The sequence below is a fragment of the Pseudomonas sp. MWU12-2345 genome (assembly GCF_023242385.1).
GTDB lineage: Bacteria > Pseudomonadota > Gammaproteobacteria > Pseudomonadales > Pseudomonadaceae > Aquipseudomonas > Aquipseudomonas gingeri_D.
Genome location: NZ_JALLJA010000008.1, coordinates 107,020 through 133,153, shown reverse-complemented (window position 1 = coordinate 133,153; position 26,134 = coordinate 107,020). Strand labels below are relative to the sequence as shown.

Genomic DNA, 26,134 nt, shown 5'->3' with positions numbered 1-26,134 from the left:
ATCCATGATCCGACTTGAAAGCATCCTGACCCCCGGCCGTTCTTTGGTGAACGTGCCGGGCGGCAGTAAAAAGAAAGCCCTCGAGCAAATTGCCAACCTGATCAGCCACGAAGTTCCTTACCTGGCCATGCAGGATGTCTTCGACAGCCTGATCGCCCGGGAGAAACTCGGCTCGACCGGTTTCGGCAATGGCATTGCCATCCCGCACTGCCGCCTGAAGGGTTGCGTGGCGCCCATCAGCGCCCTGATGCACCTGGACGCCCCTATCGATTTCGACGCCATCGACGGCGCGCCGGTTGACCTGCTGTTCGTCCTGCTGGTCCCGGAAGCCGCCACCGATGCCCACCTGGAACTGCTTCGGCAGATTGCCAGCATGCTCGACCGCAAGGACGTACGCGACAAACTGCGTGCGGCAACCTCCAACCAGGCCCTGTACCAGGTAGTCCTGGACGAGCAGAGCGGTCACTGACCATGCGCTTGATCATCGTCAGCGGCCGCTCCGGCTCGGGTAAAAGTACCGCCCTCGATGTCCTCGAGGACAACGGTTACTACTGCATCGACAACCTGCCGGCCGGCCTGCTGCCGGAGCTGGCCGAACGTGCGCTGATCCATACCGAGCTGGCGCAACCGCTGGTCGCCGTTTCCATCGACGCACGCAACCTGCCCAGCCACCTGTCACGCTTCCCGGAACTGCTCGATGAAGTACGCAGCCGGCATATCCAGTGCGATGTGCTGTACCTGGACGCCGACGAGGAAACCCTGCTCAAGCGTTTTTCCGAAACCCGTCGACGCCACCCGCTGAGCAATGCCAATCGCTCACTGGCCGAGGCCATCCGCGACGAAAGCAACCTGCTGGGGCCGATCTCGGACCTGGCCGACCTCAAGGTCAACACCACCAACCTGAACCTCTATCAACTGCGCGACACCATCAAGCTGCGCCTGCTGAACCAGCCGGAACCGGGTACCGCTTTCCTGGTCGAGTCATTCGGTTTCAAGCGCGGGATGCCGGTGGATGCCGACCTGGTGTTCGACGTACGCTGCCTGCCCAACCCCTACTGGAAACCGGAGCTGCGCGAACAGTCCGGGCTCGACCAACCGGTGGTCGAATACCTGGCCGCACAAGCCGACGTCGAGGAGATGTACCAGGATATTTCCAGTTATTTGCTTAAATGGTTGCCGCGTTTCGCCGCCAGCAACCGGGCCTATGTCACTATTGCCATCGGCTGCACGGGCGGGCATCACCGCTCCGTCTACCTCACCGAACGCTTGGGCAAGGCCCTGCAACAATCCCTGAAGAACGTCCAGGTCCGCCACCGCGACCTTAGCTGAAAGGACCACCACCGCGATGCCCGCTCTGGAAATTGAAATCATCAACAAACTGGGTCTGCACGCCCGTGCTTCGGCGAAATTCGTCGGCGTGGCCGGCCAGTTCCCCTGCCAGATCCGCGCCGGGCGTACACCGGAAAGCATGGTCGACGGCAAGAGCATCATGGCCATGATGATGCTGGCCGCTGGCAAGGGCACCAAGATTCACCTGAAGACCGAAGGCGAACAGGAAGAGGCGGCTATGGCGGCGCTGGTCAAGCTGATCAACAATTATTTCGACGAAGGCGAGTAAGTCCTGCGGCGTCCATTCGGACGCCATCGCCGGCAAGCCGGCTCCCACAGGGACCGTGTTTGGCCTTAACTGAACGGCATCAGGGCAAGCCCGCTCGCCACGGGTCCAGTACAACCAAAGGTCCCCGTGAGGCCAAAAAAAGGGTGTCATCCATTGGATGACACCCTTTTTTACAACCGATACGCCGAATCAGCTACCGGCGACCATCATCCGCTCGATCAATACCGAACCGGTGCGGATATGGCTGCGCAGCTCAAGATCGCTGCCAACGGCCACGATCTGCTTGAACATGTCGCGCATATTGCCGGCAATGGTCACTTCCTGGACCGGGAACTGGATCTCGCCATTCTCGACCCAGAAACCCGCCGCCCCGCGCGAATAATCCCCGGTAACCATGTTCAGGCCGTGGCCCATCAACTCGGTCACCAGCAGGCCGCGGCCCATGCGCCGGATCAGCGCGTCCTGGTCCTCGACCCCATGGGTGACGAACAGGTTGTGTACGCCACCGGCGTTGGCCGTGCTTGGCAGGCCCAGCTTGCGCCCCGAGTAGGTACCCAGTACATAGGAGACCAGGGTGCCATTTTCGACGAACGGCTTGGCATAGGTCGCCAGGCCATCGCCGTCAAACGCTGAACTGCCCATGGCCTGCATCAGGTGCGGACGCTCGTCGAGGGTCAGCCATTCCGGGAACAGGCGCTGGCCCATCGCCCCTTCGAGGAAAGAGGACTTGCGGTACAGGTTGCCGCCGGAGATCGCCGAGAGGAAATTGCCGAACAAACCACCGGCCAGTTCCGCCGAGAACAGCACCGGCACTTCGCAGGTCGGCACCGGACGCGCGCCCAGGCGGCTGGCCGCCCGTTGCGCGGCCTTGCGACCAATGCTCGCGGCATCCGCGAGCAGTTCGCCCTGGCGATTGACGTCATACCAGTAATCGCGCTGCATCTGGCCGTCGCCTTCGGCGATCATTACACAGCTGAGGCTGTGCCGGGTCGAGGCCGAACCGCCGATAAACCCGTGGCTGTTGCCATATACGCGGCAACCCTGGGAGGTGCTCAGGGTAGTGCCGTCGGCATTCTTGATCCGGCTGTCGGCATCAAACGCCGCCGCCTCGCAGATCAGCGCACGTTCGATGGCCTGCTCGGGGGTGATATCCCAGGCATGGAACAGATCGAAGTCCTTGAGCTCCTTGGCCATCAGGGCGGCGTCGGCCAGGCCCGAGTGCTCGTCTTCCGAGGTGTGCTTGGCGATGGCCAGGGCCGCCGCCACGGTTTCGCGAATCGCTTCAGGACCACTGGCCGAGGTGCTGGCCGAGCCCTTGCGCTGCCCCACGTACAAGGTGATGCCGAAGCCCTGGTCGCGGTTGAACTCGACGGTTTCCACTTCCCGCTGGCGCACCGAAGTCGACAGCCCCTGCTCCAGGGATACCGCCACTTCACAGGCACTGGCGCCCTGGCGTTTGGCTTCGGCGAGAATCTGCTCGACCTGCTCCTGCAGGACCGGCAACGCCTGCGGGCCGACGCTTTGTGCTGAACTCATGGCTTTCTCCACTCAAATTCTGCTTTCGGTCAAGGTCTTCGAGCGACCGGGCCGGACAAGCGGCCCCCGACTGGTTATCATGGCGGCGTTTCTTTGCGGACTGCCACCATGGTTGATTCTTACGACGACTCCCTCGATGGGGAGAAAAGCAAAACCCAGGTCAAACGCGAGCTGCATGCTCTGGTTGATCTCGGCGAGCGCCTGACAACACTCAAGCCCGACCTGGTGGCAAAACTGCCACTGACCGACGGCTTGCGCCGTGCCCTGGCCGAAGCGCCGAAGCACACCGCGAATATCGCGCGTAAACGGCATATCCAGTTCATCGGCAGGCTGATGCGCGATCAGGATACTGACGCCATTCTGGTTCTGCTCGATCAACTCGACGCCTCCACCCGGCAATACAACGAACGTTTCCACAATCTCGAACGCTGGCGTGATCGCTTGATCGCAGGCGCCGACGATGTGCTGGAAAAGTTCGTCGCCGACTACCCGGACGCTGATCGCCAGCAACTGCGTTCCCTGATCCGCCAGGCTCAACACGAGCTTGCGCAGAACAAGGCGCCGGCCTCCAGCCGTAAAATCTTCAAGTACATCCGTGAGCTGGACGACGCTCAACGCGGTCTGCGTTGATCTTCGCCCCGGGTGAGGCCTTGGCGCTCACCCGACGCTCCACCTCTTCCTACGACCCCGTGCCACCCACGGTGATCGCATCGATTTTCAAGGTTGGCTGACCGACCCCCACCGGTACCGACTGCCCATCCTTGCCGCACGTGCCCACGCCGCTGTCCAGCGCCAGGTCGTTGCCGACCATCGACACCCGACTCATGGCTTCCGGGCCGTTGCCGATCAGGGTCGCGCCCTTGACCGGGGCGGTGATCTTGCCGTCTTCGATCAGGTAGGCCTCGCTGGTGGAGAACACGAACTTGCCGCTGGTGATATCGACCTGGCCGCCGCCGAGGTTGGCGCAGTAGATCCCGCGTTTCACCGAGGCGATGATTTCCGCCGGATCGCTTTCGCCACCGAGCATGTAGGTGTTGGTCATGCGCGGCATCGGCAGATGCGCATAGGATTCGCGACGACCGTTGCCGGTGCGCGCCACACCCATCAGCCGGGCATTGAGCTTGTCCTGCATATAACCTTTGAGCACGCCGTTTTCGATCAGCGTGGTGCACTCGGTCGGTGTGCCTTCGTCGTCGACGCTCAGGGAACCGCGACGACCGGCCAGGGTGCCGTCATCGACGATGGTGCAGAGTTTCGAGGCAACCATCTCGCCCATCCGCCCGCTGTAGGCCGAGCTGCCCTTGCGGTTGAAGTCGCCTTCCAGGCCGTGGCCGACCGCTTCGTGCAGCAGCACCCCGGACCAGCCGGAGCCGAGCACCACCGGCAAGGTGCCGGCCGGCGCGGGAATCGCTTCAAGGTTGACCAGCGCCTGGCGCAGGGCCTCGCGGGCATAACCCATGGCCCGGTCTTCCGTGAGGAAATAACGATAGTCGGTACGCCCGCCACCGCCATGGCCGCCGCGTTCACGCCGGCCGTTCTGCTCGACGATCACACTGACATTGAAGCGCACCAGCGGCCGCACATCCGCCGCCAGGCCGCCGTCGGTGGAGGCCACGAGAATCCGCTCCCAGACCCCGGCCATGCTCACCGAAACCTGCTGGATACGCGGATCAAGGGCGCGAGTGGCGACATCGACACGCTTGAGCAACTCGACCTTCTCGGCACGGCTCATCACATCCAGCGGGTTATCCGGCGCATACAACTGCGTCACTTCCTGGCTGCTGAACACCTGGACCTTGCCATGCTGCCCGGCCCGGGAAATCGAACGGGCGGCACGCGCCGCCGAGCCCAGGGCTTCGAGGGTAATGGCGTTGCTGTAGGCAAAACCGGTTTTCTCACCGGACTGGGCGCGTACGCCGACACCCTGGTCAAGGTTGAAACTGCCTTCCTTGACGATGCCGTCTTCCAGGGCCCAGGACTCGGAGATCTGCCCCTGGAAATACAGGTCGGCGGCATCGATGCCCGGCCCGGCCAGGTCGCCCAGAACCGCTTGCAGACTTTCGATGGTCACGCCACCCGGCGCCAACAGGTGTTCGCTGACTGAGGACAACAACTCGCTCATGGTTTTGCGCCTTATTTCGTCATTCCGATGCAGGTCGCTGCGCGCCCTGCGAGAAAAAGCGCCGATGGCTCGCCACCGGCATCCGCGCCCGGATGGACGCTTGTTCATTACTGTCGCGTTCGGCCAGCAACACCGCTTCGCCTTGATCCTGTTCGGCGACTATGCGCCCCCATGGGTCGACAATCGCCGCATGCCCGAAGGTTTCCCGCGGCCCCGGATGCACCCCACCCTGGGCCGCCGCCAGCAGGTAGCACTGGGTCTCGATGGCCCGGGCGCGAATCAGCACCTCCCAGTGCGCGGCACCGGTCACGGCGGTAAAGGCCGAGGGCGCGGTGATCAATTCGGCACCGGCCTTGCGCAATTCACTGTAGAGCTCGGGAAAGCGCAGGTCGTAACACACGCTCAGGCCCAGCCGACCTACCGGGGTATCGGCCACCACCACCTGGCTGCCATAAGCATAGTCATCGGATTCGCGATAACGTCCGCGCGTGTCCGCCACGTCCACATCGAACAAATGCAGCTTGTCGTAACGTGCCACCGTCTCGCCCTGCTCATCGATCAACAGCGAGCAGGCATTGGCCTTGGCATGCGGTTGGTCAACGGGCGGTAACGGCAAGGTGCCCGCCACTATCCATAACTTGAGGTCGCGGGCGGCCTGTTTCAACCAGGGCAGGACAGGTCCTTCACCCATGGCCTCGGCGCGGCCGATTTCGGCGACGTCGCGACGGCCCATGGCGGCGAAGTTTTCCGGCAGTACGGCCAGCCGCGCCCCTCCATCGGCCGCCCGCTCCAGCAACGCGCGGGCCTGGGCCAGGTTGGCCAGCACATCGCTCTGGCTGACCATCTGGATGACGGAAAAGGTCATGGCGCACTCCTTCAAAGACATAGCGTCATGCTACTCCATGCAGCTGCACGCCCAGTACGAAAAATGTCGGCGCAACAGGGTCGCGCCGGGCCTTACTTCGACTTGTCAAACGGCTTGTCGAAGGTGATCTTCGGTTCTTTCCAGGGGCCGGTGACGCTGTATTTGACGCTGGCGAAGCGCGCCACGCGGTCGCCGATCAGCTTGTCGATCAGGAACAGTGCGCCGCCGATGGCCGGCGCACCGACGATCAACGCGGCAATCGGCAGGTTGTTGGTCACCGGCAAGGTCACCAGCAGCTTGGCATCGACCCGGTCGGCGACCATATCGAGGGTGCCGTTGAGTTCCAGGTTGCTCGAAGGCCCGGTCAGGGTGATCGGCTTGCGCGTCACATAGACGCCATCGCTGGCCACCAGCAGGCCCTTGACCCGATCGTAGCTCAGGCCTTTGCCCAGCAAGTCGGAAAAGTCCAGGCGCAGGCGGCGGCCGATGGAGTTGAAGTTCAGCAGGCCGAACACCCGTAGCGCCTGGGCACCGCCGTCAGCCTCGACGAACTGCCCCTTGTTCAGGGTCGCATCAAGACTGCCCGAGAAGCGCTTGAGACCGACCCAGGCCGGCGAACCGGGCCAGCGACCGTCAACGTCGAGCTGGAAATCCTCACTGGTGACGGTCGGGGCAAAGCTCCAGGCCTTGAGCACGTCCGCCAGGTTCTTGCCTTCCAGGCGCCCGTTGAACCAGCTGCCGCTGGCGCCGGGTAGGCCTTCCCAGCCACCGGAGCCCCGCAGTTGCAGGCCCTTGAGGCCGAGATCGAGGTCATTGAGCTTGATCCCCTTGGGGGTCGGGCGCGCCTTGAGCGACCAGGCACCGAGCAGGTCGTTGCCCTGGAACAGTTGCTCGATGCTCACGTCCACCGCTGGAATCTGCCGGGGGTCGACCGACGCCAACGGGTCCGGGGCATTCTCATCGGCGACCACGCTCGGGTCCGGTGCCGGCAAACGCACATAGGCCAGCTTGACGCCAATCGGCACACCCTTGGCATCCGGCAAGGTCACGCTGCCCTTGGCCTGCCGACTGTCGATCTGCAGGCCCCAGGCATTGGCACTGCGAGCCATCAGCAAACTCACCTGGTCGAACTGGCTACCGAAAGCGCTGAGCGTGCCGACCTTGAAATCCGCGCTGCTGAGCAATTGCTTGGCACTGCCGCCCGGATCCTGGCCGGCATAACGGTCAGCAACGGCTTTCCACGGCGCCAGGTCCAACTCCGACAACACCCCACGGATCCGCAAGCCCTGGGTCGCCGGCAGTTGTGCATCGCCTTCGCCAAGGAACAACTCACCACGGCCATCGCCGAACTTGCCGCTCGGCGCGGCAAAGGTGAAATTGGCCAGGGTGCCGTAATCGAACCAGTAACGCCGCTCGGCGCCTTGCAGGGTCATGCGGAACACGCTGTCGCGGCCCAGGCCGGCGGGCATGCCGAACGGCGCCGGCAGGTCGACGGCAACGCCCTTGAGGTTGGAGTTGATCATCAACTGGCTGTCGGGACCGTCCAGGGTCAGTTGCAACTGGTAAGGCAGGTCGCCGGAAATCGGCAATGGCTGGCTGACATTCAGCCAATCGGTAAGTTTCTTGATCGCCACCTGCCCCTTGGCCACCACCCGGGTATTGAGGCTGCCCGGCTTGCCATCGGCGAAAATCTGCGCGGTGATCGGTCGCTCGAATGCCTGGGCACTGATGTTGCCGGCGCTGAGGCCCTTGGCGCTGTCGAAGCGGAAGTCGCCCTTGAGCTGGCTCAGTTCGAGGACCGGATCAGGAAGCTTGAGCGTGGCCTTGTCGGTCTTGAAGTCCACTAGGATCTTCGGCTCCTCGGCCTTGACCAGCGGCACATCGAGGCTCACCTTGCCCGACAGATCACCCGTGGCCTGCCAGCCGGCAAAGGTCGCGGCGGTGCCGATCGGCGCCTCCTGGAGAATCTTCAGGCCGTCGCCCAGGCCGCCGGCAAAGTTGCCGTCGAGGAACATGCGGCTGTGCTGGCCGCTGGGCACATGGGGAATATTGACCATGATGTCGCTGACCTGGGTGTTGAGCAACTGGCCTTCGCTGGCCTTGATCCGCACCCCGCTGTCCTCGATAAAGACATCGCCCTTGACCTTGCTGACATGGGGCCAGCCCGGCTGGAACGCCAGTTCGGCATCATGGACCTTGAAAAACAGGCTGATATTGCGCGCCGCCGCCGAGGCATCGTGGTTCAGCGAACCCTGGTACTGGAAGAAGCCCTGCTCCACCGCGCCATGCAGGATCGAGCTGCGCAGCCATTCGTCCAGCGCCGGGCTCAACACCGCCGGCAGGTACTTGGGCGTGAAACGACCCTCGCCATCCACCAGGCCGACCCGCAGGTCCATATAGTCTTCGGTGCCCTGGGCGAAGTGCAGGCGAATCAGGAAGTCGGCGGCGATCTTGCCTTCTTCCCCGAGCACCTTGATGTAGGGCGCGATCAGGGTGAAACCTTCCTGGTCCAGGCGCCAGGTCAGGCGGGCATTGGCTTGCAGGTACTGCCAGGGGTTGTTGAAGATCGGGTACAGGTGCAGGGAGAAATCCTTGCTGTCCATGCGCAGTTCGCCCTGGCCGAGGTCGCCGCTGATGCTGCCGCTGACGTTACGCGCCGCCGGGGCGCCGTGGTAGGCGTCGAAACCGACCCGTTCCAGGTTCGCGGCGAAACTCAGCTTCTGGTCGCCGGTTTCCTGGGGCCGGTAATCCAGCAGCACGTTGCGCAGGGTACCGATGACTTTCAGGTGATCGATGGCCGTGGCCAGGCCTTCAGGCAAGGGTGCGAGGGCGTCGAGCAAGGGGGTGATCGGTGTCAGGTCGAGGCGGTCGGCCTGCAGGTGCCAACGTTCCGGATCCTTGTCGGTGGCCGCGAGTTGCTGCAATTGCAGATGGCTTTCCCAGCGCGTCTTCCCCAGGTTCATGGCCAGGGAATTGAGCTGCACGTCAAAACCCTGCCCGGTGTGCTGGACATAGGCGTTGAGGGCCAGGTTGTCGATGCTGATCGCCTTGCGCTGGGCATAGGCGCCCTGGAATTGCGGGGCATTGAGGCGGACCACGGCGTTCTGCACCGTGCCATTGCCCCAGTTCAACCAGAATTCGCCACCGGCCTTGAGTTCGGTGATTTTCATTTGCCCGGTCAGGCGCGCCGGCAGCCAGCGCGCCCAGTCGCTTTGCGGCAGGCTCAGGTAGGCTTGCGCGGTGCCGTTGCGCCAGTCACTGGCGCGCAGGCGGGTCTTCAGGTTCAGGGCCAGGGGCTGGCCGTCAGGCAAATTCAGGCGCAGATCGAGGCGCTGGCGGGAAATACCGCTTTCCAGGTTGAGACCGACATAAGTCAGGGTCAGCGGCGACTCGCCGAACGGCTGCAAGGTCACCTGGCTGTCAAGCACCGACAGCTGCTTGACCATCTGCATGCGGGTCAGCAGCTGCGCGGGGTCCAGCGGCTGATCGTCCTGTACCGGCAAGCCCTGGAGGGCCCAATGGCCGTCCTGGTCTTCTTTCAGGCTCAGTTGCAGGCCGCCCAGTTCCAGATGGGCGATCCGCACTTCGCGGGCGCGCAGGCTGGCCCAGAGATCGGGCACCACCTGGACCTTGTCCAGCAACAGCGCCGAAGCGCCCTCGCCGACTTTCACGTCATGGGCCAACAGCACCGGGGCCAGGCCATGCCAGCGCCCTTCCAGGCTGCCGATGGACAGCGGCAAACCTACGGCGGCCTGGGCCTTGCTTTCGATCTCGGCGCGATACTCGGCCACCAGCGGCACCAGTTGCCGGCCCAGACTGGCATACAACGCCACCAGCACCAGCAACAACGCACAGAGGCCCATGGTCCAACGGGTCAAGCCGGCAACAAAGCGTGTCAGACGCTCCATGTCAGTGCCCCCTTGAGGCATGGTTCAATGAACAGGTCGACACCGGGCCGGGCTTGCAGGTTCTCAGTACGGGAAATCAGAGCAGCACCACGTCATATTGTTCCTGGGAATACATGGTCTCGACCTGGAAACGAATGGTGCGGCCGATAAAGCCTTCCAGCTCCGCGACATTGCCGGACTCCTCGTCCAGCAAGCGATCGACCACCTTCTGGTTGGCCAACACTCTATAACCTTCAGCCTGGTAGGCGCGGGCTTCACGCAAAATTTCACGGAAAATCTCGTAGCAAACCGTTTCCGGGGTCTTCAGCTTGCCGCGCCCCTGGCAGCTGCTGCAGGGCTCACAGAGCACCTGTTCGAGGCTTTCGCGGGTGCGCTTGCGGGTCATCTGCACCAGGCCCAGCTCGGTGATGCCGATGATATTGGTCTTGGCGTGATCGCGCTCCAGCTGCTTTTCCAGGGTCCGCAGGACCTGGCGCTGGTGCTCCTCGTCTTCCATATCGATGAAGTCGATGATGATGATCCCGCCGAGGTTGCGCAGACGCAGTTGCCGGGCAATCGCGGTGGCCGCTTCGAGGTTGGTCTTGAAGATGGTTTCTTCGAGGTTGCGATGGCCGACAAAGGCCCCGGTATTGACGTCGATGGTGCTCATGGCTTCGGCCGGGTCGACCACCAGGTAGCCGCCGGACTTGAGCGGGACCTTGCGTTCCAGGGCCTTCTGGATCTCATCCTCGACGCCATAGAGGTCGAAGATCGGCCGCTCGCCGGGGTAATGCTCCAGGCGGTCGGCGATTTCCGGCATCAGTTCAGCGACGAACTGCGTGGTCTTCTGGAAGGTTTCCCGCGAGTCGATGCGAATTTTCTCGATCTTCGGGCTGACCAGGTCGCGCAGGGTGCGCAGGGCCAGGCCAAGGTCTTCGTAGATCACGCTGGGGGCGCCGATGGTCTTGATCTGCGCGCCGATCTGGTCCCAGAGGCGCCGCAGGTAGCGGATGTCCATCATGATCTCGTCGGCCCCGGCGCCCTCGGCCGCCGTGCGCAGGATAAAGCCGCCGGCTTCGGTGATGCCTTCACGGGCCACGCAGTCGCTGACCACCTGCTTGAGGCGCTCGCGCTCGGCTTCGTCCTCGATCTTCAGGGAAATGCCGACGTGGGCCGTACGTGGCATGTACACCAGGTAACGCGAGGGAATCGACAGTTGTGTGGTCAGGCGCGCCCCCTTGGTGCCGATGGGGTCCTTGGTGACTTGCACCACCAGGCTCTGCCCTTCGTGCACCAGGGCGCTGATGCTCTCCACCGCCGGCCCTTCGCGCATGGAGATTTCCGAGGCGTGGATAAACGCCGCGCGGTCCAGGCCGATATCGACGAATGCCGCCTGCATGCCCGGCAACACCCGCACCACCTTGCCCTTGTAGATATTGCCGACGATCCCGCGTTTCTGCGTACGCTCGACATGAACCTCTTGCAACACGCCGTTCTCTACCACCGCCACGCGCGATTCCATCGGCGTGATGTTGATCAGGATCTCTTCACTCATGGCTGGGTCTCGTTCAGGCGTATTCACAATAAAGTTGCCGTATCGCGGGCGTGCGGCAATCAGCGCACGACAAGGTTTTGCCAACAGGGTATGCCGAAATGGCCAAGCAGTTCTGCGGTTTCGCACAGGGGCAGGCCGACGACGGCGGAATAACTGCCATTCAAGCCCACCACGAAAACCGCCGCCAGGCCTTGAATAGCATAGGCGCCCGCCTTGTCCCGGGGTTCCCCGCCGGACCAGTAGAGATGAGCTTCTTCCGGGTGTATTGCACGAAATTTCACCAGGCTGCGCACCACCCGTGACTCGCAGCGCTCACCGTCGAGCACGGCAATAGCGGTCAGCACTTCGTGTTCGCGGTCGGACAGGGCCAGCAACATGGCCAGCGCATCGGCTTCATCCACGGGTTTGCCGAGAATCCGACCGTCCAGCACCACGGCGGTGTCGGCCCCCAGCACACAGGTCCCGGCCGCCGCCTGACTGGCACCCAGCCGTGCACGACCGGCCGCGGCCTTGCCCCGCGCCAGGCGCTCGACGTAGGCCAGCGGGCGTTCATCGGGCAGTGGGGTTTCGTCGATCTCGGCACTGATGACGCTGAACGGCACGCCGATCTGTGTCAGCAGTTCACGCCGACGCGGTGAGCCGGAAGCCAGGTAGAGCGAGGTCATGGAGACATCTCCGTGTCGGGGCTCTTTATAGGAGCTATGTCAGCAGAATCAGCAGCCCACCTGCAAATAGCAGGTGACATCCCGTCAGTTGATTTTGTAGCGGCGGCGCAGTCCACGCAGGCCGAAGCTGACCCAGGGCCAGAGCAAGGCACTGACCAGGGCCGGCAGCACCAGCGCCAGGGTCGGTTGGCGGTTGCCGGTCAAGGCGCTGAGCCAGAGTTGCACCAACTGCGCCAGGCCGAAGATCACCAGGATCACCAGGCTCTGTTGCCACATCGGGAACATCCGCAGGCGTTGTTGCAGCGACAGCACGAGGAAAGTGATGAGGGTCAGGATCAACGCGTTCTGCCCCAGCAGGGTGCCGTAGAGCACGTCTTCGGCCAGGCCCAGCAGGAACGCGGTGACCATGCCGATCTTGTGCGGCAGGTACAACGCCCAGAACGCCAGCAACAGCGCCAGCCACAGCGGACGCAGGATCTCCATGAACTGCGGCAGCGGCGAGACGCTGAGCAGCAGGCCGATGGCGAAGGTCAGCCAGACGATCCAGCCATTGCGGGAAAAGGTACCAGCCATTATTCCTCCGTCCGGGGCGCAGCCCGTGTCGCCGCCGGCGGTTTGCTGGCAGCAGGTTTGGCAGGGGTTGGCTTGACGGCATGGGCCGCCGGCTTGGCCGGGGTTGCCGGTGCAGCGGCAGGTGCGACGGGTGCGCTCGGCTTGGCCGGTGCGGTCCCGGGCTTGGGCACGGTGGCCGGTACCACGGGCGCGCCGTCCCCACCCTGGCGATCCGCTTCCTGGGCCTGCGCCGCTTCGTTGGCACGCTCTTCCGGGGTACGGCCGTCGCTGAACACCAGCAACAGGTAACGGCTGCGGTTCAACGCGGCGGTCGGCACGGCGCGGACAATAGCGAAAGGCTGGCCCGAGTCGTGAATCACTTCCTTGACCGTCGCCACCGGGTAACCCGCCGGGAAGCGCTGGCCCAGGCCGGAACTGACCAGCAGGTCGCCTTCCTTGATATCGGCGGTGTCGGCGACATGGCGCAGTTCCAGGCGCTCGGGGTTGCCGGTTCCGCTGGCAATCGCCCGCAGGCCATTGCGGTTGACCTGCACCGGAATGCTGTGGGTGGTATCGGTGAGCAGCAGCACGCGCGAGGTGTAGGGCATCAACTCGACCACCTGGCCCATCAGGCCACGGGCATCGAGCACCGGTTGGCCGAGGACCACGCCATCACGTTCACCCTTGTTGATGATGATGCGATGGGTAAACGGGTTCGGGTCCATGCCGATCAACTCGGCCACTTCGACCTTCTCGTTGACCAGTGCCGAGGAGTTGAGCAATTCGCGCAGGCGTACGTTCTGCTCGGTCAAGGCCGCGAGTTTTTGCAGGCGCCCTTGCAACAGCAGGTTTTCGGTCTGGAGTTTTTCGTTTTCGGCGACCAGCTCGGTACGACTGCCGAACTGACTGGCCACGCCTTGCCACAAGCGTTGCGGCAGGTCGGTGATCCAGTACGACTGCATCAACACCAGCGACATCTGGCTACGCACCGGCTTGAGCAGCGTGAAACGGGCATCGACCACCATCAGCGCGACCGATAGCACGACCAGCACCAGCAAGCGCACGCCCAATGAGGGGCCTTTGGCAAAAAGCGGTTTAATGAGCCGCTCCTCCCAGGCAATGAGTCATTTTATTCATACGGCATCACACCGGCCTGGATGAAGTTGACAGAAGATAAACGCAACAGGCAGCACTGCCTATGCAAAGTGCTGCCTGCGAGCGGAACAGCATAGAGCTTCCCGGCGAACTTACTCGCTGGAAAGCAGATCCATGGTGTGCTTATCCATCATTTCCAGGGCACGACCGCCGCCACGGGCCACGCAGGTCAGCGGATCTTCGGCGACGATCACCGGCAGACCGGTTTCCTGGGCCAGCAGCTTGTCGAGGTCACGCAGCAATGCGCCACCACCGGTCAGCACCAGGCCACGCTCGGCGATGTCCGAAGCCAGTTCCGGAGGCGACTGCTCCAGGGCGCTTTTCACCGCCTGGACGATGGTCGCCAGGGATTCCTGCAAGGCTTCCAGGACTTCATTGGAGTTCAGGGTGAAGGCACGTGGCACGCCTTCGGCCAGGTTACGGCCGCGTACGTCGACTTCACGCACTTCGCCGCCCGGGTAGGCGGTGCCGATTTCCTGCTTGATGCGCTCGGCGGTGGATTCACCGATCAGGCTGCCGTAGTTGCGGCGCACGTAGGTGATGATCGCTTCGTCGAAGCGGTCGCCGCCAACCCGTACGGATTCGGCATAGACCACGCCGTTCAGGGAGATCAGCGCGATTTCAGTGGTACCACCACCGATATCCACGACCATCGAACCGCGGGCTTCTTCCACCGGCAGACCGGCACCGATAGCAGCAGCCATCGGCTCTTCGATCAGGAACACTTCACGGGCACCGGCACCAAGGGCCGATTCACGGATGGCACGGCGCTCGACCTGGGTCGACTTGCACGGTACGCAGATCAGCACCCGAGGGCTGGGCTGCAGGAAGCTGTTTTCATGCACCTTGTTGATGAAGTACTGCAGCATCTTCTCGCAGACGCTGAAGTCGGCGATCACGCCGTCTTTCATCGGACGAATGGCCGCGATATTGCCCGGCGTACGGCCGAGCATGCGCTTGGCCTCGGTGCCGACGGCGACGACGCTCTTCTGGTTGCCATGGGTGCGAATCGCAACAACCGATGGCTCATTCAGGACGATACCGCGCTCGCGCACGTAGATAAGGGTGTTGGCTGTGCCCAGGTCGATGGAGAGATCGCTGGAAAACATGCCACGCAGTTTCTTGAACATTGGAAAGGGACCCTGGGCAACGCGTGGGTAAAAAAGTGCGGCAAACTCTAACAACGACGGGGATTTTGGGCAAGGCGCCAATATGTTAAATTAGGCGTTTTTCCGAGCACCATCCCATACAATCGCGGCCATGTGACCGTAGAAATGCGGTAGTGTTCCGACAATCGTAAGTCGCGCCCGCACTTATTGACACTCTTTATTGTGTATTGCCTAACCGAACGGACCCCTTTCGTCCGGTTTTCCACTGGAGATCCCCATGGCGCTTGAACGCTCCGACGTGGAAAAAATCGCTCACCTGGCCCGCCTGGGCCTGGTCGAAGCCGATCTTCCACGCACCACCGAGGCCCTGAACAGCATTCTGGGTCTGGTCGACCTGATGCAGGCCGTCGATACCAGCGGCATCGAACCCCTTGCCCACCCTCTGGAAGCGAATCAGCGCCTGCGCGCCGACGTCGTGACCGAGCGAAATCACCGCGAGGCTTATCAGTCCATCGCGCCAGCGGTCGAAAACGGCCTGTACCTGGTTCCGAAAGTCATCGACTAAAGGGAAAGAGCCTGCAATGCATCAAATGACCCTGGCCGAGATCGCCCGTGGCCTCGCCGACAAGAAATTCTCCTCCGAAGAGCTGACCCGGACCCTGCTGGCGCGTATCGCCCAGCTCGACCCGCAGCTCAACAGCTTCATCAGCCTCACCGAGGACCTGGCCCTGAGCCAGGCCAAGGCCGCCGACGTGCGCCGTGCCGCCGGCGAGAACGGTGCCCTGCTCGGTGCGCCGATCGCCCACAAGGACCTGTTCTGCACCCAGGGCATCCGCACCAGCTGCGGCTCGAAGATGCTCGACAACTTCAAGGCGCCCTACGACGCCACCGTGGTCGCCAAGCTGGCCGCCGCCGGCACCGTGACCCTGGGCAAGACCAACATGGACGAATTCGCCATGGGCTCGGGCAACGAATCGAGCTACTACGGCCCGGCGAAAAACCCGTGGAACCTGGAGCATGTACCGGGCGGTTCGTCCGGCGGTTCGGCGGCCGCGGTTGCCGCGCGCCTGCTGCCGGCGGCCACCGGCACCGACACCGGCGGCTCGATCCGCCAGCCGGCGGCACTGACCAACCTCACCGGGCTGAAACCGACCTACGGTCGTGTCTCGCGCTGGGGCATGATCGCCTACGCCTCCAGCCTCGACCAGGGCGGCCCGTTGGCGCGCACCGCCGAAGACTGCGCCCTGCTGCTGCAAGGCATGGCCGGCTTCGACCCGCAGGACTCCACCAGCATCGATGAGCCGGTCCCGGATTACTCCGCCAGCCTGGGCACCTCGATCCAGGGCCTGCGCATCGGCGTACCGAAGGAATACTTCAGCGCCGGCCTCGACCCGCGTATTGCCGAACTGATCCAGGCGAGCATCAAGGAGCTTGAGAAACTGGGCGCGATCGTCAAGGAAATCAGCCTGCCGAACATGCAGCACGCGATTCCCGCGTACTACGTGATCGCCCCGGCGGAAGCCTCGTCGAACCTGTCGCGCTTCGATGGCGTGCGTTTCGGCTATCGCTGCGAAAACCCGGTAGACCTCACCGACCTGTACAAGCGTTCCCGTGGCGAAGGCTTCGGCGCGGAAGTCCAGCGCCGCATCCTGGTCGGCGCCTATGCGCTGTCGGCCGGCTACTACGACGCCTACTACCTGCAGGCGCAGAAGATCCGTCGCCTGATCAAGAACGACTTCATGGCCGCCTTCAACGAGGTCGACGTCATCCTCGGCCCGACCACGCCGAACCCGGCGTGGAAGATCGGCGCAAAGAACAGCGACCCGGTTGCCGAGTACCTGGAAGATTTCTACACCGTCACCGCCAACCTCGCGGGCCTGCCGGGCCTGTCCATGCCGGCCGGTTTCGTCGACGGCCTGCCGGTAGGCGTGCAACTGCTGGCGCCGTATTTCCAGGAAGGCCGTCTGCTCAACGTTGCGCACCAGTATCAGCTCAACACTGACTGGCACACCCGCACACCTGAAGGCTTCTGAGGAGAAACACATGCAATGGGAAGTCGTGATCGGGCTGGAGATTCATACCCAGCTCGCCACCCAATCGAAGATTTTCTCCGGTAGTGCCACCACCTTCGGTTCCGAGCCGAACACCCAGGCGAGCCTGGTAGACCTGGGCATGCCCGGCGTCCTACCGGTGCTGAACCAGGAAGCGGTGCGCATGGCGGTGAAATTCGGTCTGGCAATCGACGCCGAGATCGGCCAGCACAACGTGTTCGCGCGCAAGAACTACTTCTACCCGGACCTGCCCAAGGGCTACCAGATCAGCCAGATGGAACTGCCGATCGTCGGCAAGGGCCACCTGGATATCACCCTGGAAGACGGCACGGTCAAGCGCGTCGGGATTACCCGTGCGCACCTGGAAGAAGATGCCGGCAAGAGCCTGCACGAGGATTTCAGCGGTGCCACCGGCATCGACCTGAACCGTGCCGGCACGCCGCTGCTGGAAATCGTTTCCGAACCGGATATGCGCAACGCCAAGGAAGCCGTGGCTTACGTCAAGGCGATCCATGCACTGGTGCGCTACCTGGGCATCTGTGACGGCAACATGGCCGAAGGCTCGCTGCGTTGCGACTGCAACGTTTCGGTCCGGCCAAAAGGCCAGGTCGAGTTCGGCACCCGCTGCGAGATCAAGAACGTCAACTCGTTCCGCTTTATCGAGAAGGCGATCAACACCGAAGTGCAGCGCCAGATCGAACTGATCGAGGACGGCGGCCGGGTGATCCAGCAGACCCGCCTGTACGACCCGAACAAGGACGAGACCCGCGCCATGCGCAGCAAGGAGGAAGCCAACGACTACCGTTACTTCCCCGATCCGGACCTGTTGCCGGTGGTGATCGAGGACACGTTCCTCGATGAAGTCCGCGCACAGTTGCCGGAGCTGCCACCGCAGAAGCGCGAGCGCTTCCAGGCCCAGTTCGGCCTGTCGGTCTACGACGCCAGCGTGCTGGCTTCCAGCCGCGAGCAGGCGGACTACTTCGAAAAAGTCGTGAGCATCGGTGGCGACGCCAAGCTGGCGGCCAACTGGGTCATGGTCGAGCTGGGCAGCCTGCTGAACAAGCTGGGCGTGGACATCGACCAGGCGCCGGTCACGGCCGAGCAGTTGGGCGGCATGCTGCTGCGGATCAGCGACAACACCATCTCCGGCAAGATCGCCAAGATGGTCTTCGAAGCCATGGCCAATGGTGAAGGCAGCGCGGACGAGGTGATCGAGGCCCGTGGACTGAAGCAGGTCACGGACAGCGGCGCCATCGAGAAGGTGCTGGACGAAGTGCTGGCGGCCAACGCCGAGCAGGTCGAACAGTATCGGGCGGCGGATGAAGCCAAGCGCGGCAAGATGTTCGGCTTCTTTGTCGGCCAGGCGATGAAAGCCTCCAAGGGCAAGGCCAACCCGCAGCAAGTCAACGAACTGCTGAAAAGCAAGCTCGAAGGCTGACAGCGACTAGGCTCTCAAGAGCGCTAAAAGCTTCGCGGGCAAGCCCTGCTCCTACAAAATCTCGCCGTACACAAAATTTGTGTTCGACGATGAACTGTAGGAGCCTGGCTTGCCAGCGAAGAGGCCTTCAAGATCACCAAAAGGCCCTCAGGCAAACACACCTGTGTAGAGGACATCCGATGAAGCGCCTGCTCGCCGCCCTTGCCCTCCTCAGCCTGCTGGCCGGCTGCGCCAGCCACGACATCAATCCCCGCGGCTATGACGAAACCGGCATGGCTTCGTATTACGGCGCCCAACACCAGGGCAAACGCACCGCCAGCGGCGAACCCTTCAACCAGCACGGCCTGACCGCCGCCCACCGCCAACTGCCCTTCGGCACCCGGGTGAAAGTCACCAACCTGGCCAACGACAAATCGGTCATAGTGCGCATCAACGATCGCGGCCCCCATACCCGTGGACGCCTGATCGATCTTTCGCGCGAAGCGGCCGCCCAATTGGGTATGCTGCAAGGCGGCACTGCCCGCGTACGCATCCAAAGCCTCGACGACTGACCGCTGGAGCCCCCGCCATTTTCGGATTGACCACCCTTCCCTGGCTAAGCCTGATTCAACTGGGCGGTGGCCTGCTGTTGCTGATCGTCGGCGCTGAACTGCTGGTGCGCGCAGCCGTGCGCCTGGCCGCAAGCCTGGGCGTGCGCCCGTTGCTGATCGGCCTGACCGTCGTCGCCTTCGGCAGCAGCGCGCCGCAACTGGCGGTCAGCGTGCAGGCGGCCGCGGCAGAGAATGCCGATATCGCGGTGGGCAGCGTGATCGGCGGCAATATCTTCAATACCCTGGTCACCCTGGGCTTCTCTGCGTTGATCATCCCACTGCGGGTCTCACGCCAACTGATCCGCCTGGACATCCCACTGATGATCCTCGCCAGCCTGCTGGTGTTCGGCCTCGCATTCAACGAGGAGCTGGGGCGTCTCGACGGCCTGGTGATGCTGGGCGCCTTCGCGCTGTACCTCGGCCTGCTGCTGCGCCAGTCCCGCCATCACCACGCCGCACCGCCGACCACCTCGCATAAATCCACACCCTGGCTGAGCAGCCTGGCGTGGATGGGCCTGGGCCTGGCGCTGCTGGTGGCGGCCGGGCACCTGTTGCTGGACGCCGCCATAGACGTGGCCACCGAACTGGGCCTGTCCGAACGCATCATCGGCCTGACCGTGGTGGCGGTCGGCACCTCCCTGCCGCAACTGGCTACCTCGCTCATCGCCGCGGTTCGCGGGCAACGGGATATCGCCGTGGGCAATGTGATCGGCGGCAACCTGTTCAACCTGCTGGGGGTGCTTGGCCTTACCGCGCTGCTCGCCCCCACGCCGCTGTCGGTGTCACCCAATGCCCTGGCCTTCGACCTGCCGGTGATGCTCGGGGTGGCCATGCTGTGCTGGCCGGTTTTCTACTCCGGCTACCGCATCACCCGCGCCGAGGGACTGCTGTTTCTCGGTTTGTACCTGGCCTACGGCCTGCATGTGGTGTGGTTCACCACCGGCATGCCGATGGCGGACAAGCTGGAGCGCCTGATGCTGTTTTTCATCCTGCCGGTGCTCTGTGCGTTCCTGCTCTTCAGTACGTTCAGGGCCTGGCGTCGCCAACACTCATAGGAGCTGCTGCAATGACCGATCAGAAGAAACCCGGTGTCGAGATGCGTCGTCAGGTCATGGGTGATGCGTTCGTCGACCGTGCCCTGGGCAATGCCACCGAATTCAGCCAGCCGCTGCAGGACTTCGTCAACGAACATGCCTGGGGCAGTGTCTGGAACCGCGAAGGATTGTCACTGAAGACCCGCAGCCTGATCACCCTCGCCGCGCTCACCGCGCTCAAGTGCCCGCAGGAACTCAAGGGCCACGTACGCGGCGCCTTGAACAATGGTTGCACGGTGGAAGAGATTCGTGAGGCGCTGCTGCATTGCGCGGTGTATGCCGGGGTGCCGGCGGCTATCGACGCGTTCCGCGCGGCCCAGGAAGTGATCGACGCCTACCAGAAGGCAGACTGACAACCTGTTACTGGCGGCGTCCGTATTGGCAGTGCATGGCTCGCGGGCCTCTTCGCGGGCAAGCCCTGCTCCTACAATTTTGTGTCGATCACCGGTTTTGTGTACGACTCAGAACTGTAGGAGCAGGGCTTGCCCGCGAAGACGTCAGCTCAAGCGATGCAAGACTCAAGGATCACAGCGTCCCTTGCAGACGCCAAACCTCAGATCCAACCGCCCCACTGCAGCACAAAAATCCCGATATTGGTGGTGATCGCCGCCATCAGGGTGGTGATCACGATAATCGCCGCCGCCAGTTCGTGATTGCCGTTGGCCGCCCGGGCCATGACAAAACTGGCCGCGGCCGTCGGGCTGCCGAAGTACAGGAACAGAATCCCCAGTTCCGCCCCACGAAAGCCGCAGAGCCAGGCCCCCAGCGTCGACAGCAGGGGCATGCCGACCATTTTCACCAGGCTCGCACTCAACGCCAGGTCGCCACTCTTGCGCAATGCCGCCAGGGACAGGGTCCCGCCAATACAGATCAGCGCCAGCGGCAAAGTCATCTGCGCCAGGTAATTACCCGAGGTTTCCAGCCAGCCGGGCAAGCCGATCTTGAAATAGGCAAAAGGCGCCGCCGCGATCACGCTGATGATCAGCGGATTGCTCAGCACACTCTTGAAGATGCTCCAGGGATCGGACTTGATCACCGGGCTGTAGACCGCCAGGACAATGGTCGACAGGGTGTTGTAGAACAGGATCACCAGGGCCGCGAGAATCGCCCCGAGGGAAATCCCGTAGGCGCCGTACATGCTCGCCGCCAGGGCCAGGCCGATCACCCCGTTATTGCCGCGAAAGGCACCCTGGGTATAGATCCCGCGATCAATCTCGGGGCAACGCCAGATCGCCCAGCACCAGGCACCGGCAAAACCCAGCAGGGTCGCGACGGAGAAGTACGCCAGCACCTTGGGCTGCAACGCCGCATGCAGGTCGGCATGGAGGATGCCGAGAAACAACAGCGCCGGCATGCAGACGTTGAACACCAGCGCCGAAGCCGTGTGGATAAAGCTGTCGTTGATCCAGCCCACGCGCTTGAGCAGCACGCCCAGGAACAACATGGCGAAAACCGGCGCGGTGATGGTCAAGATACCGAGAAAGATGGCCAGCATGCCCTGGGAACCCGTTGCCTGTCGTCAGACAGCTAATGATAGGGCAAAGTTACCCTTACACCCGTCCATGGGGCCTCGTTCAATCGAACTGCGCGCGCATCCAGGCCTGGTACACGGCCACTTCGGCGTCACCTTCACGCGGCGCCCAGTCGGCCAGCTCGCCTTCGCCCACCGGCCGATAAGGGCCGGCCTTGCATTCGAACATTACACTGTCGGCTTCCAGCACCACCAGGCCATGGAAGACCCCGGCCGGCAGGTCGACACCCGGGCATTCACCGCCCGCCTGCAACACGCGCTTGGCCAGCAGTTGACCCGCCTCATCGAATACCAGCAAACCCAGGCTGCCCTTGAGCACCAGCAAGGTTTCCGCCTTGTCGGCACTCAGGTGCCGATGGGGGGCGATATAGGTATTGGGCTGTAGCCCGACAGCCAGCCGATGGCACGGCTCGTCCATCTGGTGAAAATTGTGATGAACCCGGCCACGGGGATTCGCCGCGGCTTTCCCGGCCAGTTCGGCGAACAAGGTTGCATCGAGAAAGCTGGGCGTGCCCATCCCTTACATCCCCTTGACGGCGTAGATGCCGGCGGCGTTGCGCCAGTAGCCCTTGTAGTCCATGCCGTAGCCGAAGATGTAGCGGTCGATGCACGGCAGGCCGACGTAGTCCGCTTTCAGGTCCGGACGGGCCTTGCGGTCGTGGTCCTTGTCGATCAGTACGGCGGTGTGCACCCGACGTGCGCCGGCGTGTTTGCAGAAGTCGATGATCGCGCCCAGGGTGTGCCCTTCGTCGAGGATGTCGTCGATGATCAGCACATCGCGGTCGATGAACGAGACTTCCGGCTTGGCCTTCCAGAACAGCTCGCCGCCGCTGGTTTCATTGCGGTAGCGGGTCGCGTGCAGGTACGAGGCCTCCAGCGGGAAGTCCAGGTGGGTCATCAGCTTGCCGCAGAAGATCAGGCCGCCGTTCATCACGCAGAACACCACCGGGTTGCTCTCGGCCAGTTCGGCGTTGATCTGCGCGCCGACACGGGCGATGGCCGCTTCGACTTCGGCGTTGCTGTACAGGCAGTCGGCTTCGCGCATGACTTGACGGATATGCTCGAGATCAGCGGACATGGCGCTCTCCAAAAGGGGGCTTATGTAAGAAAAGCGGGCAAAGGTACGCACCCCGCGCGACCAGATCAAGGGTTTCTGGACTAACGTACGGCTGATCTATAGGACATCACCTGCGGATAGATTAATCTAAGCCGTTTTTTGCCCGCCGCCGGAGCCTATTCCCATGCCCATCCGTGAGATCCGCCACCCGCTGATCCGCCACAAGCTCGGCCTGATGCGCCGCGCTGACATTAGCACGAAGAACTTCCGTGAGCTCGCTCAGGAAGTCGGAGCGTTGCTGACCTACGAGGCAACCAAGGACCTGCCCCTGGAAACCTACGATATCGAAGGCTGGTGCGGCACCGTCCAGGTCGAGAAGATCGCCGGCAAGAAGATTACCGTGGTGCCAATCCTGCGCGCCGGTATCGGCATGCTCGAAGGCGTGCTCAGCCTGATCCCGGGCGCCAAGGTCAGCGCCGTCGGCGTGGCCCGCAACGAGGAAACCCTCGAAGCCCACACCTACCTGGAAAAGCTGGTCCCGGAAATCGACGAACGCCTGGCGATGATCATCGACCCGATGCTCGCCACCGGCGGCTCGATGGTCGCGACCATCGACCTGCTGAAGAAAGCCGGCTGCAAGGACATCCGCGCGATGGTCCTGGTGGCGGCGCCGGAAGGCATCGCCGCGGTCGAGAAAGCCCACCCGGACGTGACCATCTACACCGCTTCCATCGACGAAAAACTCAACGAACACGGCTACATCATTCCGGGCCTGGGCGATGCCGGCGACAAGATCTTCGGCACCAAACAGAAGGACGGCTGATATGCAGGATGAGTTCAACGACCCGCTCTGGCGCACGGTGCTGTCGGGCGCGCAAATGCTGTTCGTGGCCTTTGGCGCCCTGGTGTTGATGCCGCTGATTACCGGTCTCGACCCGAACGTCGCGCTGTTCACGGCGGGCCTGGGGACTCTCTTGTTCCAGGTGGTCACCGGGCGTCAGGTGCCGGTGTTCCTCGCTTCGAGCTTTGCCTTTATCACCCCGATCATCCTCGCCAAGGGCCAGTTCGGCCTGGCGGCGACCATGGGTGGGGTGATGGCGGCCGGCTTCGTCTACACCTTCCTGGGCCTGGCGGTGAAGATCAAGGGCACCGGCTTTATCGACCGGCTGCTGCCGCCGGTGGTAATCGGTCCGGTGATCATCTCCATCGGCCTGGCCATGGCGCCGATTGCCGCGAACATGGCGATGGGCAAGGCCGGTGACGGTTCCGAGCTGATCCACTACCAGACCGCCATGCTGATCTCGATGCCGGCGCTGCTGACCACCCTGATCGTGGCCGTGTTCGGCAAGGGCATTTTCCGCCTGGTGCCGATCATCTCCGGGGTCTTCGTGGGGTTTGCCATGTCGTTCTATTTCGGCGTGGTCGACACGGCGAAGATCGCCGCCGCGCCCTGGTTCGCCCTGCCGCACTTCACGGCACCGGAATTCAACTGGCAGGCGATCCTGTTTATTGTCCCGGTGGCGCTGGCGCCGGCCATCGAGCATATCGGCGGGGTGATCGCAGTGGGCAGCGTGACCGGTCGCGATTATCTGAAGAAGCCGGGCCTGCATCGCACTTTGCTGGGTGACGGTATCGCCACCACGGCGGCCGGCCTGTTTGGCGGTCCGCCCAACACCACCTATGCCGAAGTGACCGGCGCGGTGATGCTGACCAAGAACTACAACCCGAAAATCATGACCTGGGCGGCAATCTTTGCTATCAGCCTGGCGTTTATCGGCAAGTTCGGCGCCTTGTTGCAGAGCATTCCGGTGCCGGTGATGGGCGGGATTCTGTGTCTGCTGTTCGGTTCGATTGCCGCGGTGGGGATGAATACCCTGATCCGTCACAAGATCGATCTGGGCGAGGCGCGCAACCTGGTGATTGTTTCGGTGACGCTGGTGTTCGGTATTGGTGGCGTGCTGGTGGGAACGGGTACCGGCCCGGATGACTTCGGCCTCAAGGGCATTGCGCTGTGCGCCGTGGTGGCGATTGCGCTGAACCTGCTGTTGCCGGGTAATGACGGTTGGAAAAACAAGAAGGCGGATGAGCCGTTGTTGTAAGGCTCCCCCTCGCTCTTACAGTTCTGTGTTGTATGCAAATCGGCTATTCAACACAGAACTGTAGGAGCAGGGCTTGCCCGCGAAGCTTTTGGCGGCTTCAAGGGCCCCTTCGCGGCGGTGCGGCGATCCGACAAGCCCTGCTCCTACAAGGTTCTGCGGCGTTTTCGAGATTTGCGTTTAAAGAGCCAACGGCGCCCGCTCGCACAGGGTATTCAACGCCGCCGCCCATTGCGGTTCGTCGTTCAGACACGGCACCAGCACCAACTCCCCGCCCCCCGCCGCGACAAACTGCTCGCGCCCGCGATCACCGATCTCCTCCAGCGTCTCGATGCAATCGGCGACAAACGCCGGGCACATCACCAGCAGCTTCTTCACCCCGGCCTTGACCAACTCATCCAACCGCGCTTCGGTGTAGGGCTCGATCCACTTCGCCCGACCCAACCGCGACTGGAATGATACCGACCATTGCCCGTCCGCCAAGCCCATGCGCTCGGCAAACGCCGACGCCGTGCGCAGGCACTGGGCGCGGTAGCAAGTGGCAAGTACCGCCGGCGAGGCGTTCCTGCAGCAATCGGCGTCCTTGAAACAATGACTGCCGGTGGGATCGAGCTTGGTCAGATGCCGCTCCGGCAAACCGTGGAAACTCAGCAACAAGTGATCGAAACCCTGGGCCAGATGCGGCCTGACACTGGCCACCAAGGCCTCCAGATATTCCGGTTGATCGTAGAAGGGTTGCAGGATGGAGAACTGCACATCGAGCTTGCGCTCGCGCACCACTCGCCGGGCTTCCTCGATCACCGTGGTCACGGTGCTGTCGGCGAACTGCGGATACAGCGGCGCCAAGGTCACCTTGCGGATGCCTTGCCTGGCCAGGCGGGTCAGCACCGTCTCGACCGACGGCTCGCCGTAACGCATCGCCAGCTCCACCGGGCCCTGGGTCCACTGGGTGGTCATCTGCTGCTGCAAACGACGACTGAGCACCACCAGCGGCGAACCCTCCTCCCACCAGATCGAGGCGTAGGCATGGGCCGACTGCTCCGGGCGCTTGATCAGGATCAGCGACACCAGCAAGCGGCGGACCGGCCAGGGCAGGTCGATCACGTAGGGATCCATCAGGAATTGATTGAGGTAGCTGCGCACGTCCGCCACCGAAGTGGAAGCCGGAGAACCCAGATTGACCAGAAGCAAGGCGTGATCGGTCATGCAACGT

Annotated in this window: 25 protein-coding genes; 12 read left to right on the top strand and 13 right to left on the bottom strand. The window is 63.1% G+C overall.

Annotated elements, in window-relative coordinates:
• Positions 1–4: 4 nt before the first annotated feature.
• The 3 genes from ptsN to M5C71_RS17445 are packed head-to-tail and all read left to right on the top strand — an operon-like array spanning position 5 to position 1,618.
• Positions 5–469, top strand: a complete 465-nt coding sequence (ptsN, locus tag M5C71_RS17455) for a PTS IIA-like nitrogen regulatory protein PtsN (protein WP_103498076.1) — start codon at positions 5–7, stop codon at positions 467–469.
• 2 nt (positions 470–471) lie between these two features.
• Positions 472–1,329 (top strand): RNase adapter RapZ, encoded by an 858-nt coding sequence (gene rapZ / locus M5C71_RS17450; protein ID WP_152740058.1) that lies wholly within the window; start codon positions 472–474, stop codon positions 1,327–1,329.
• Between the two features lie 16 nt (positions 1,330–1,345).
• A complete protein-coding gene (locus tag M5C71_RS17445) occupies positions 1,346–1,618 on the top strand; it encodes an HPr family phosphocarrier protein (protein ID WP_248768375.1) in 273 nt (90 codons plus the stop codon).
• Between the two features lie 189 nt (positions 1,619–1,807).
• On the opposite strand, the gene pmbA is transcribed toward M5C71_RS17445, so the two are convergent.
• A complete protein-coding gene (pmbA, locus tag M5C71_RS17440; protein ID WP_248768374.1) occupies positions 1,808–3,154 on the bottom strand; it encodes a metalloprotease PmbA in 1,347 nt (448 codons plus the stop codon).
• A 108-nt stretch (positions 3,155–3,262) separates the two neighbouring features.
• Here pmbA and yjgA point away from each other — a divergent pair, with 108 nt between their 5' ends.
• A complete protein-coding gene (gene yjgA, locus M5C71_RS17435; RefSeq protein ID WP_103496431.1) occupies positions 3,263–3,784 on the top strand; it encodes a ribosome biogenesis factor YjgA in 522 nt (173 codons plus the stop codon).
• A gap of 49 nt (positions 3,785–3,833) precedes the next feature.
• Here yjgA and tldD read toward each other — a convergent pair whose 3' ends face one another.
• The 8 genes from tldD to mreB form a co-directional block, all read right to left on the bottom strand.
• Positions 3,834–5,276 carry a metalloprotease TldD gene (tldD, locus tag M5C71_RS17430; protein ID WP_100942256.1) on the bottom strand — a complete coding sequence of 481 codons (1,443 nt, stop codon included), beginning with the start codon at positions 5,274–5,276 and terminating at the stop codon, positions 3,834–3,836.
• A 19-nt stretch (positions 5,277–5,295) separates the two neighbouring features.
• Positions 5,296–6,141, bottom strand: coding sequence for a carbon-nitrogen hydrolase family protein (locus tag M5C71_RS17425; protein WP_248768373.1), 846 nt, complete (start codon positions 6,139–6,141; stop codon positions 5,296–5,298).
• Positions 6,142–6,233: 92 nt separating this feature from the next.
• On the bottom strand, positions 6,234–10,049 hold the full coding sequence (locus tag M5C71_RS17420; RefSeq protein ID WP_248746767.1) for a YhdP family protein: 3,816 nt from the start codon (positions 10,047–10,049) through the stop codon (positions 6,234–6,236).
• Between the two features lie 76 nt (positions 10,050–10,125).
• Positions 10,126–11,583: a ribonuclease G gene (rng, locus tag M5C71_RS17415; RefSeq protein ID WP_103496434.1), complete on the bottom strand. Its 1,458-nt coding sequence runs from the start codon at positions 11,581–11,583 to the stop codon at positions 10,126–10,128.
• A 59-nt stretch (positions 11,584–11,642) separates the two neighbouring features.
• The gene (locus M5C71_RS17410; RefSeq protein WP_248768372.1) at positions 11,643–12,248 is read right to left on the bottom strand and encodes a nucleoside triphosphate pyrophosphatase; all 606 of its coding nucleotides are present in this window, start codon (positions 12,246–12,248) and stop codon (positions 11,643–11,645) included.
• Between the two features lie 84 nt (positions 12,249–12,332).
• Complete coding sequence (gene mreD / locus M5C71_RS17405; RefSeq protein WP_100942261.1) at positions 12,333–12,821, bottom strand: rod shape-determining protein MreD; 489 nt, start codon at positions 12,819–12,821, stop codon at positions 12,333–12,335.
• Complete coding sequence (gene mreC, locus M5C71_RS17400) at positions 12,821–13,900, bottom strand: rod shape-determining protein MreC (protein WP_103496436.1); 1,080 nt, start codon at positions 13,898–13,900, stop codon at positions 12,821–12,823. Before mreC ends, mreD begins: the two co-directional genes overlap by 1 nt.
• A gap of 147 nt (positions 13,901–14,047) precedes the next feature.
• Positions 14,048–15,085, bottom strand: coding sequence for a rod shape-determining protein MreB (gene mreB / locus M5C71_RS17395; RefSeq protein WP_002555108.1), 1,038 nt, complete (start codon positions 15,083–15,085; stop codon positions 14,048–14,050).
• A gap of 256 nt (positions 15,086–15,341) precedes the next feature.
• Between mreB and gatC the strand changes: the two genes are divergently transcribed.
• The 6 genes from gatC (at position 15,342) to M5C71_RS17365 (ending at position 20,590) form a co-directional block, all read left to right on the top strand.
• The gene (gene gatC / locus M5C71_RS17390) at positions 15,342–15,629 is read left to right on the top strand and encodes an Asp-tRNA(Asn)/Glu-tRNA(Gln) amidotransferase subunit GatC (RefSeq protein WP_152740064.1); all 288 of its coding nucleotides are present in this window, start codon (positions 15,342–15,344) and stop codon (positions 15,627–15,629) included.
• 16 nt (positions 15,630–15,645) lie between these two features.
• A complete protein-coding gene (gene gatA / locus M5C71_RS17385; RefSeq protein WP_248768371.1) occupies positions 15,646–17,097 on the top strand; it encodes an Asp-tRNA(Asn)/Glu-tRNA(Gln) amidotransferase subunit GatA in 1,452 nt (483 codons plus the stop codon).
• A 10-nt stretch (positions 17,098–17,107) separates the two neighbouring features.
• Positions 17,108–18,553, top strand: a complete 1,446-nt coding sequence (gatB, locus tag M5C71_RS17380; protein WP_103496439.1) for an Asp-tRNA(Asn)/Glu-tRNA(Gln) amidotransferase subunit GatB — start codon at positions 17,108–17,110, stop codon at positions 18,551–18,553.
• A gap of 179 nt (positions 18,554–18,732) precedes the next feature.
• Complete coding sequence (locus M5C71_RS17375; protein WP_103496440.1) at positions 18,733–19,104, top strand: septal ring lytic transglycosylase RlpA family protein; 372 nt, start codon at positions 18,733–18,735, stop codon at positions 19,102–19,104.
• A gap of 50 nt (positions 19,105–19,154) precedes the next feature.
• The gene (locus M5C71_RS17370) at positions 19,155–20,198 is read left to right on the top strand and encodes a calcium/sodium antiporter (RefSeq protein WP_247263318.1); all 1,044 of its coding nucleotides are present in this window, start codon (positions 19,155–19,157) and stop codon (positions 20,196–20,198) included.
• Between the two features lie 11 nt (positions 20,199–20,209).
• Complete coding sequence (locus M5C71_RS17365; protein ID WP_100942267.1) at positions 20,210–20,590, top strand: carboxymuconolactone decarboxylase family protein; 381 nt, start codon at positions 20,210–20,212, stop codon at positions 20,588–20,590.
• Positions 20,591–20,790: 200 nt separating this feature from the next.
• Here M5C71_RS17365 and M5C71_RS17360 read toward each other — a convergent pair whose 3' ends face one another.
• From M5C71_RS17360 to M5C71_RS17350, 3 genes are all read right to left on the bottom strand, one after another.
• Positions 20,791–21,732 carry an AEC family transporter gene (locus M5C71_RS17360; protein WP_103496441.1) on the bottom strand — a complete coding sequence of 314 codons (942 nt, stop codon included), beginning with the start codon at positions 21,730–21,732 and terminating at the stop codon, positions 20,791–20,793.
• 79 nt (positions 21,733–21,811) lie between these two features.
• Positions 21,812–22,285 (bottom strand): WbuC family cupin fold metalloprotein, encoded by a 474-nt coding sequence (locus M5C71_RS17355; RefSeq protein WP_248768370.1) that lies wholly within the window; start codon positions 22,283–22,285, stop codon positions 21,812–21,814.
• 3 nt (positions 22,286–22,288) lie between these two features.
• Positions 22,289–22,846, bottom strand: a complete 558-nt coding sequence (locus M5C71_RS17350; RefSeq protein ID WP_103496443.1) for a hypoxanthine-guanine phosphoribosyltransferase — start codon at positions 22,844–22,846, stop codon at positions 22,289–22,291.
• 163 nt (positions 22,847–23,009) lie between these two features.
• Between M5C71_RS17350 and upp the strand changes: the two genes are divergently transcribed.
• Positions 23,010–23,648: a uracil phosphoribosyltransferase gene (gene upp, locus M5C71_RS17345; protein ID WP_103496444.1), complete on the top strand. Its 639-nt coding sequence runs from the start codon at positions 23,010–23,012 to the stop codon at positions 23,646–23,648.
• A 1-nt stretch (position 23,649) separates the two neighbouring features.
• A complete protein-coding gene (locus tag M5C71_RS17340; RefSeq protein WP_103496445.1) occupies positions 23,650–24,924 on the top strand; it encodes a uracil-xanthine permease family protein in 1,275 nt (424 codons plus the stop codon).
• 177 nt (positions 24,925–25,101) lie between these two features.
• Here M5C71_RS17340 and hemH read toward each other — a convergent pair whose 3' ends face one another.
• Complete coding sequence (gene hemH / locus M5C71_RS17335) at positions 25,102–26,127, bottom strand: ferrochelatase (RefSeq protein ID WP_248768369.1); 1,026 nt, start codon at positions 26,125–26,127, stop codon at positions 25,102–25,104.
• Positions 26,128–26,134: the final 7 nt, after the last annotated feature.

What these genes read in the sequence shown, in the direction of transcription:
- M5C71_RS17420 (WP_248746767.1), bottom strand. Translation starts at nt 10,049, where the DNA reads ATGGAGCGTCTGACACGCTTTGTTGCCGGCTTGACCCGTTGGACCATG.
- M5C71_RS17355 (WP_248768370.1), bottom strand. Translation starts at nt 22,285, where the DNA reads ATGGGCACGCCCAGCTTTCTCGATGCAACCTTGTTCGCCGAACTGGCC.
- mreB (WP_002555108.1), bottom strand. Translation starts at nt 15,085, where the DNA reads ATGTTCAAGAAACTGCGTGGCATGTTTTCCAGCGATCTCTCCATCGAC.
- tldD (WP_100942256.1), bottom strand. Translation starts at nt 5,276, where the DNA reads ATGAGCGAGTTGTTGTCCTCAGTCAGCGAACACCTGTTGGCGCCGGGT.
- rapZ (WP_152740058.1), top strand. Translation starts at nt 472, where the DNA reads ATGCGCTTGATCATCGTCAGCGGCCGCTCCGGCTCGGGTAAAAGTACC.
- M5C71_RS17410 (WP_248768372.1), bottom strand. Translation starts at nt 12,248, where the DNA reads ATGACCTCGCTCTACCTGGCTTCCGGCTCACCGCGTCGGCGTGAACTG.
- M5C71_RS17445 (WP_248768375.1), top strand. Translation starts at nt 1,346, where the DNA reads ATGCCCGCTCTGGAAATTGAAATCATCAACAAACTGGGTCTGCACGCC.
- M5C71_RS17365 (WP_100942267.1), top strand. Translation starts at nt 20,210, where the DNA reads ATGACCGATCAGAAGAAACCCGGTGTCGAGATGCGTCGTCAGGTCATG.
- pmbA (WP_248768374.1), bottom strand. Translation starts at nt 3,154, where the DNA reads ATGAGTTCAGCACAAAGCGTCGGCCCGCAGGCGTTGCCGGTCCTGCAG.
- yjgA (WP_103496431.1), top strand. Translation starts at nt 3,263, where the DNA reads ATGGTTGATTCTTACGACGACTCCCTCGATGGGGAGAAAAGCAAAACC.
- gatB (WP_103496439.1), top strand. Translation starts at nt 17,108, where the DNA reads ATGCAATGGGAAGTCGTGATCGGGCTGGAGATTCATACCCAGCTCGCC.
- gatA (WP_248768371.1), top strand. Translation starts at nt 15,646, where the DNA reads ATGCATCAAATGACCCTGGCCGAGATCGCCCGTGGCCTCGCCGACAAG.
- upp (WP_103496444.1), top strand. Translation starts at nt 23,010, where the DNA reads ATGCCCATCCGTGAGATCCGCCACCCGCTGATCCGCCACAAGCTCGGC.
- ptsN (WP_103498076.1), top strand. Translation starts at nt 5, where the DNA reads ATGATCCGACTTGAAAGCATCCTGACCCCCGGCCGTTCTTTGGTGAAC.
- M5C71_RS17340 (WP_103496445.1), top strand. Translation starts at nt 23,650, where the DNA reads ATGCAGGATGAGTTCAACGACCCGCTCTGGCGCACGGTGCTGTCGGGC.
- M5C71_RS17350 (WP_103496443.1), bottom strand. Translation starts at nt 22,846, where the DNA reads ATGTCCGCTGATCTCGAGCATATCCGTCAAGTCATGCGCGAAGCCGAC.
- M5C71_RS17360 (WP_103496441.1), bottom strand. Translation starts at nt 21,732, where the DNA reads ATGCTGGCCATCTTTCTCGGTATCTTGACCATCACCGCGCCGGTTTTC.
- rng (WP_103496434.1), bottom strand. Translation starts at nt 11,583, where the DNA reads ATGAGTGAAGAGATCCTGATCAACATCACGCCGATGGAATCGCGCGTG.
- M5C71_RS17425 (WP_248768373.1), bottom strand. Translation starts at nt 6,141, where the DNA reads ATGACCTTTTCCGTCATCCAGATGGTCAGCCAGAGCGATGTGCTGGCC.
- mreD (WP_100942261.1), bottom strand. Translation starts at nt 12,821, where the DNA reads ATGGCTGGTACCTTTTCCCGCAATGGCTGGATCGTCTGGCTGACCTTC.
- hemH (WP_248768369.1), bottom strand. Translation starts at nt 26,127, where the DNA reads ATGACCGATCACGCCTTGCTTCTGGTCAATCTGGGTTCTCCGGCTTCC.
- M5C71_RS17375 (WP_103496440.1), top strand. Translation starts at nt 18,733, where the DNA reads ATGAAGCGCCTGCTCGCCGCCCTTGCCCTCCTCAGCCTGCTGGCCGGC.
- gatC (WP_152740064.1), top strand. Translation starts at nt 15,342, where the DNA reads ATGGCGCTTGAACGCTCCGACGTGGAAAAAATCGCTCACCTGGCCCGC.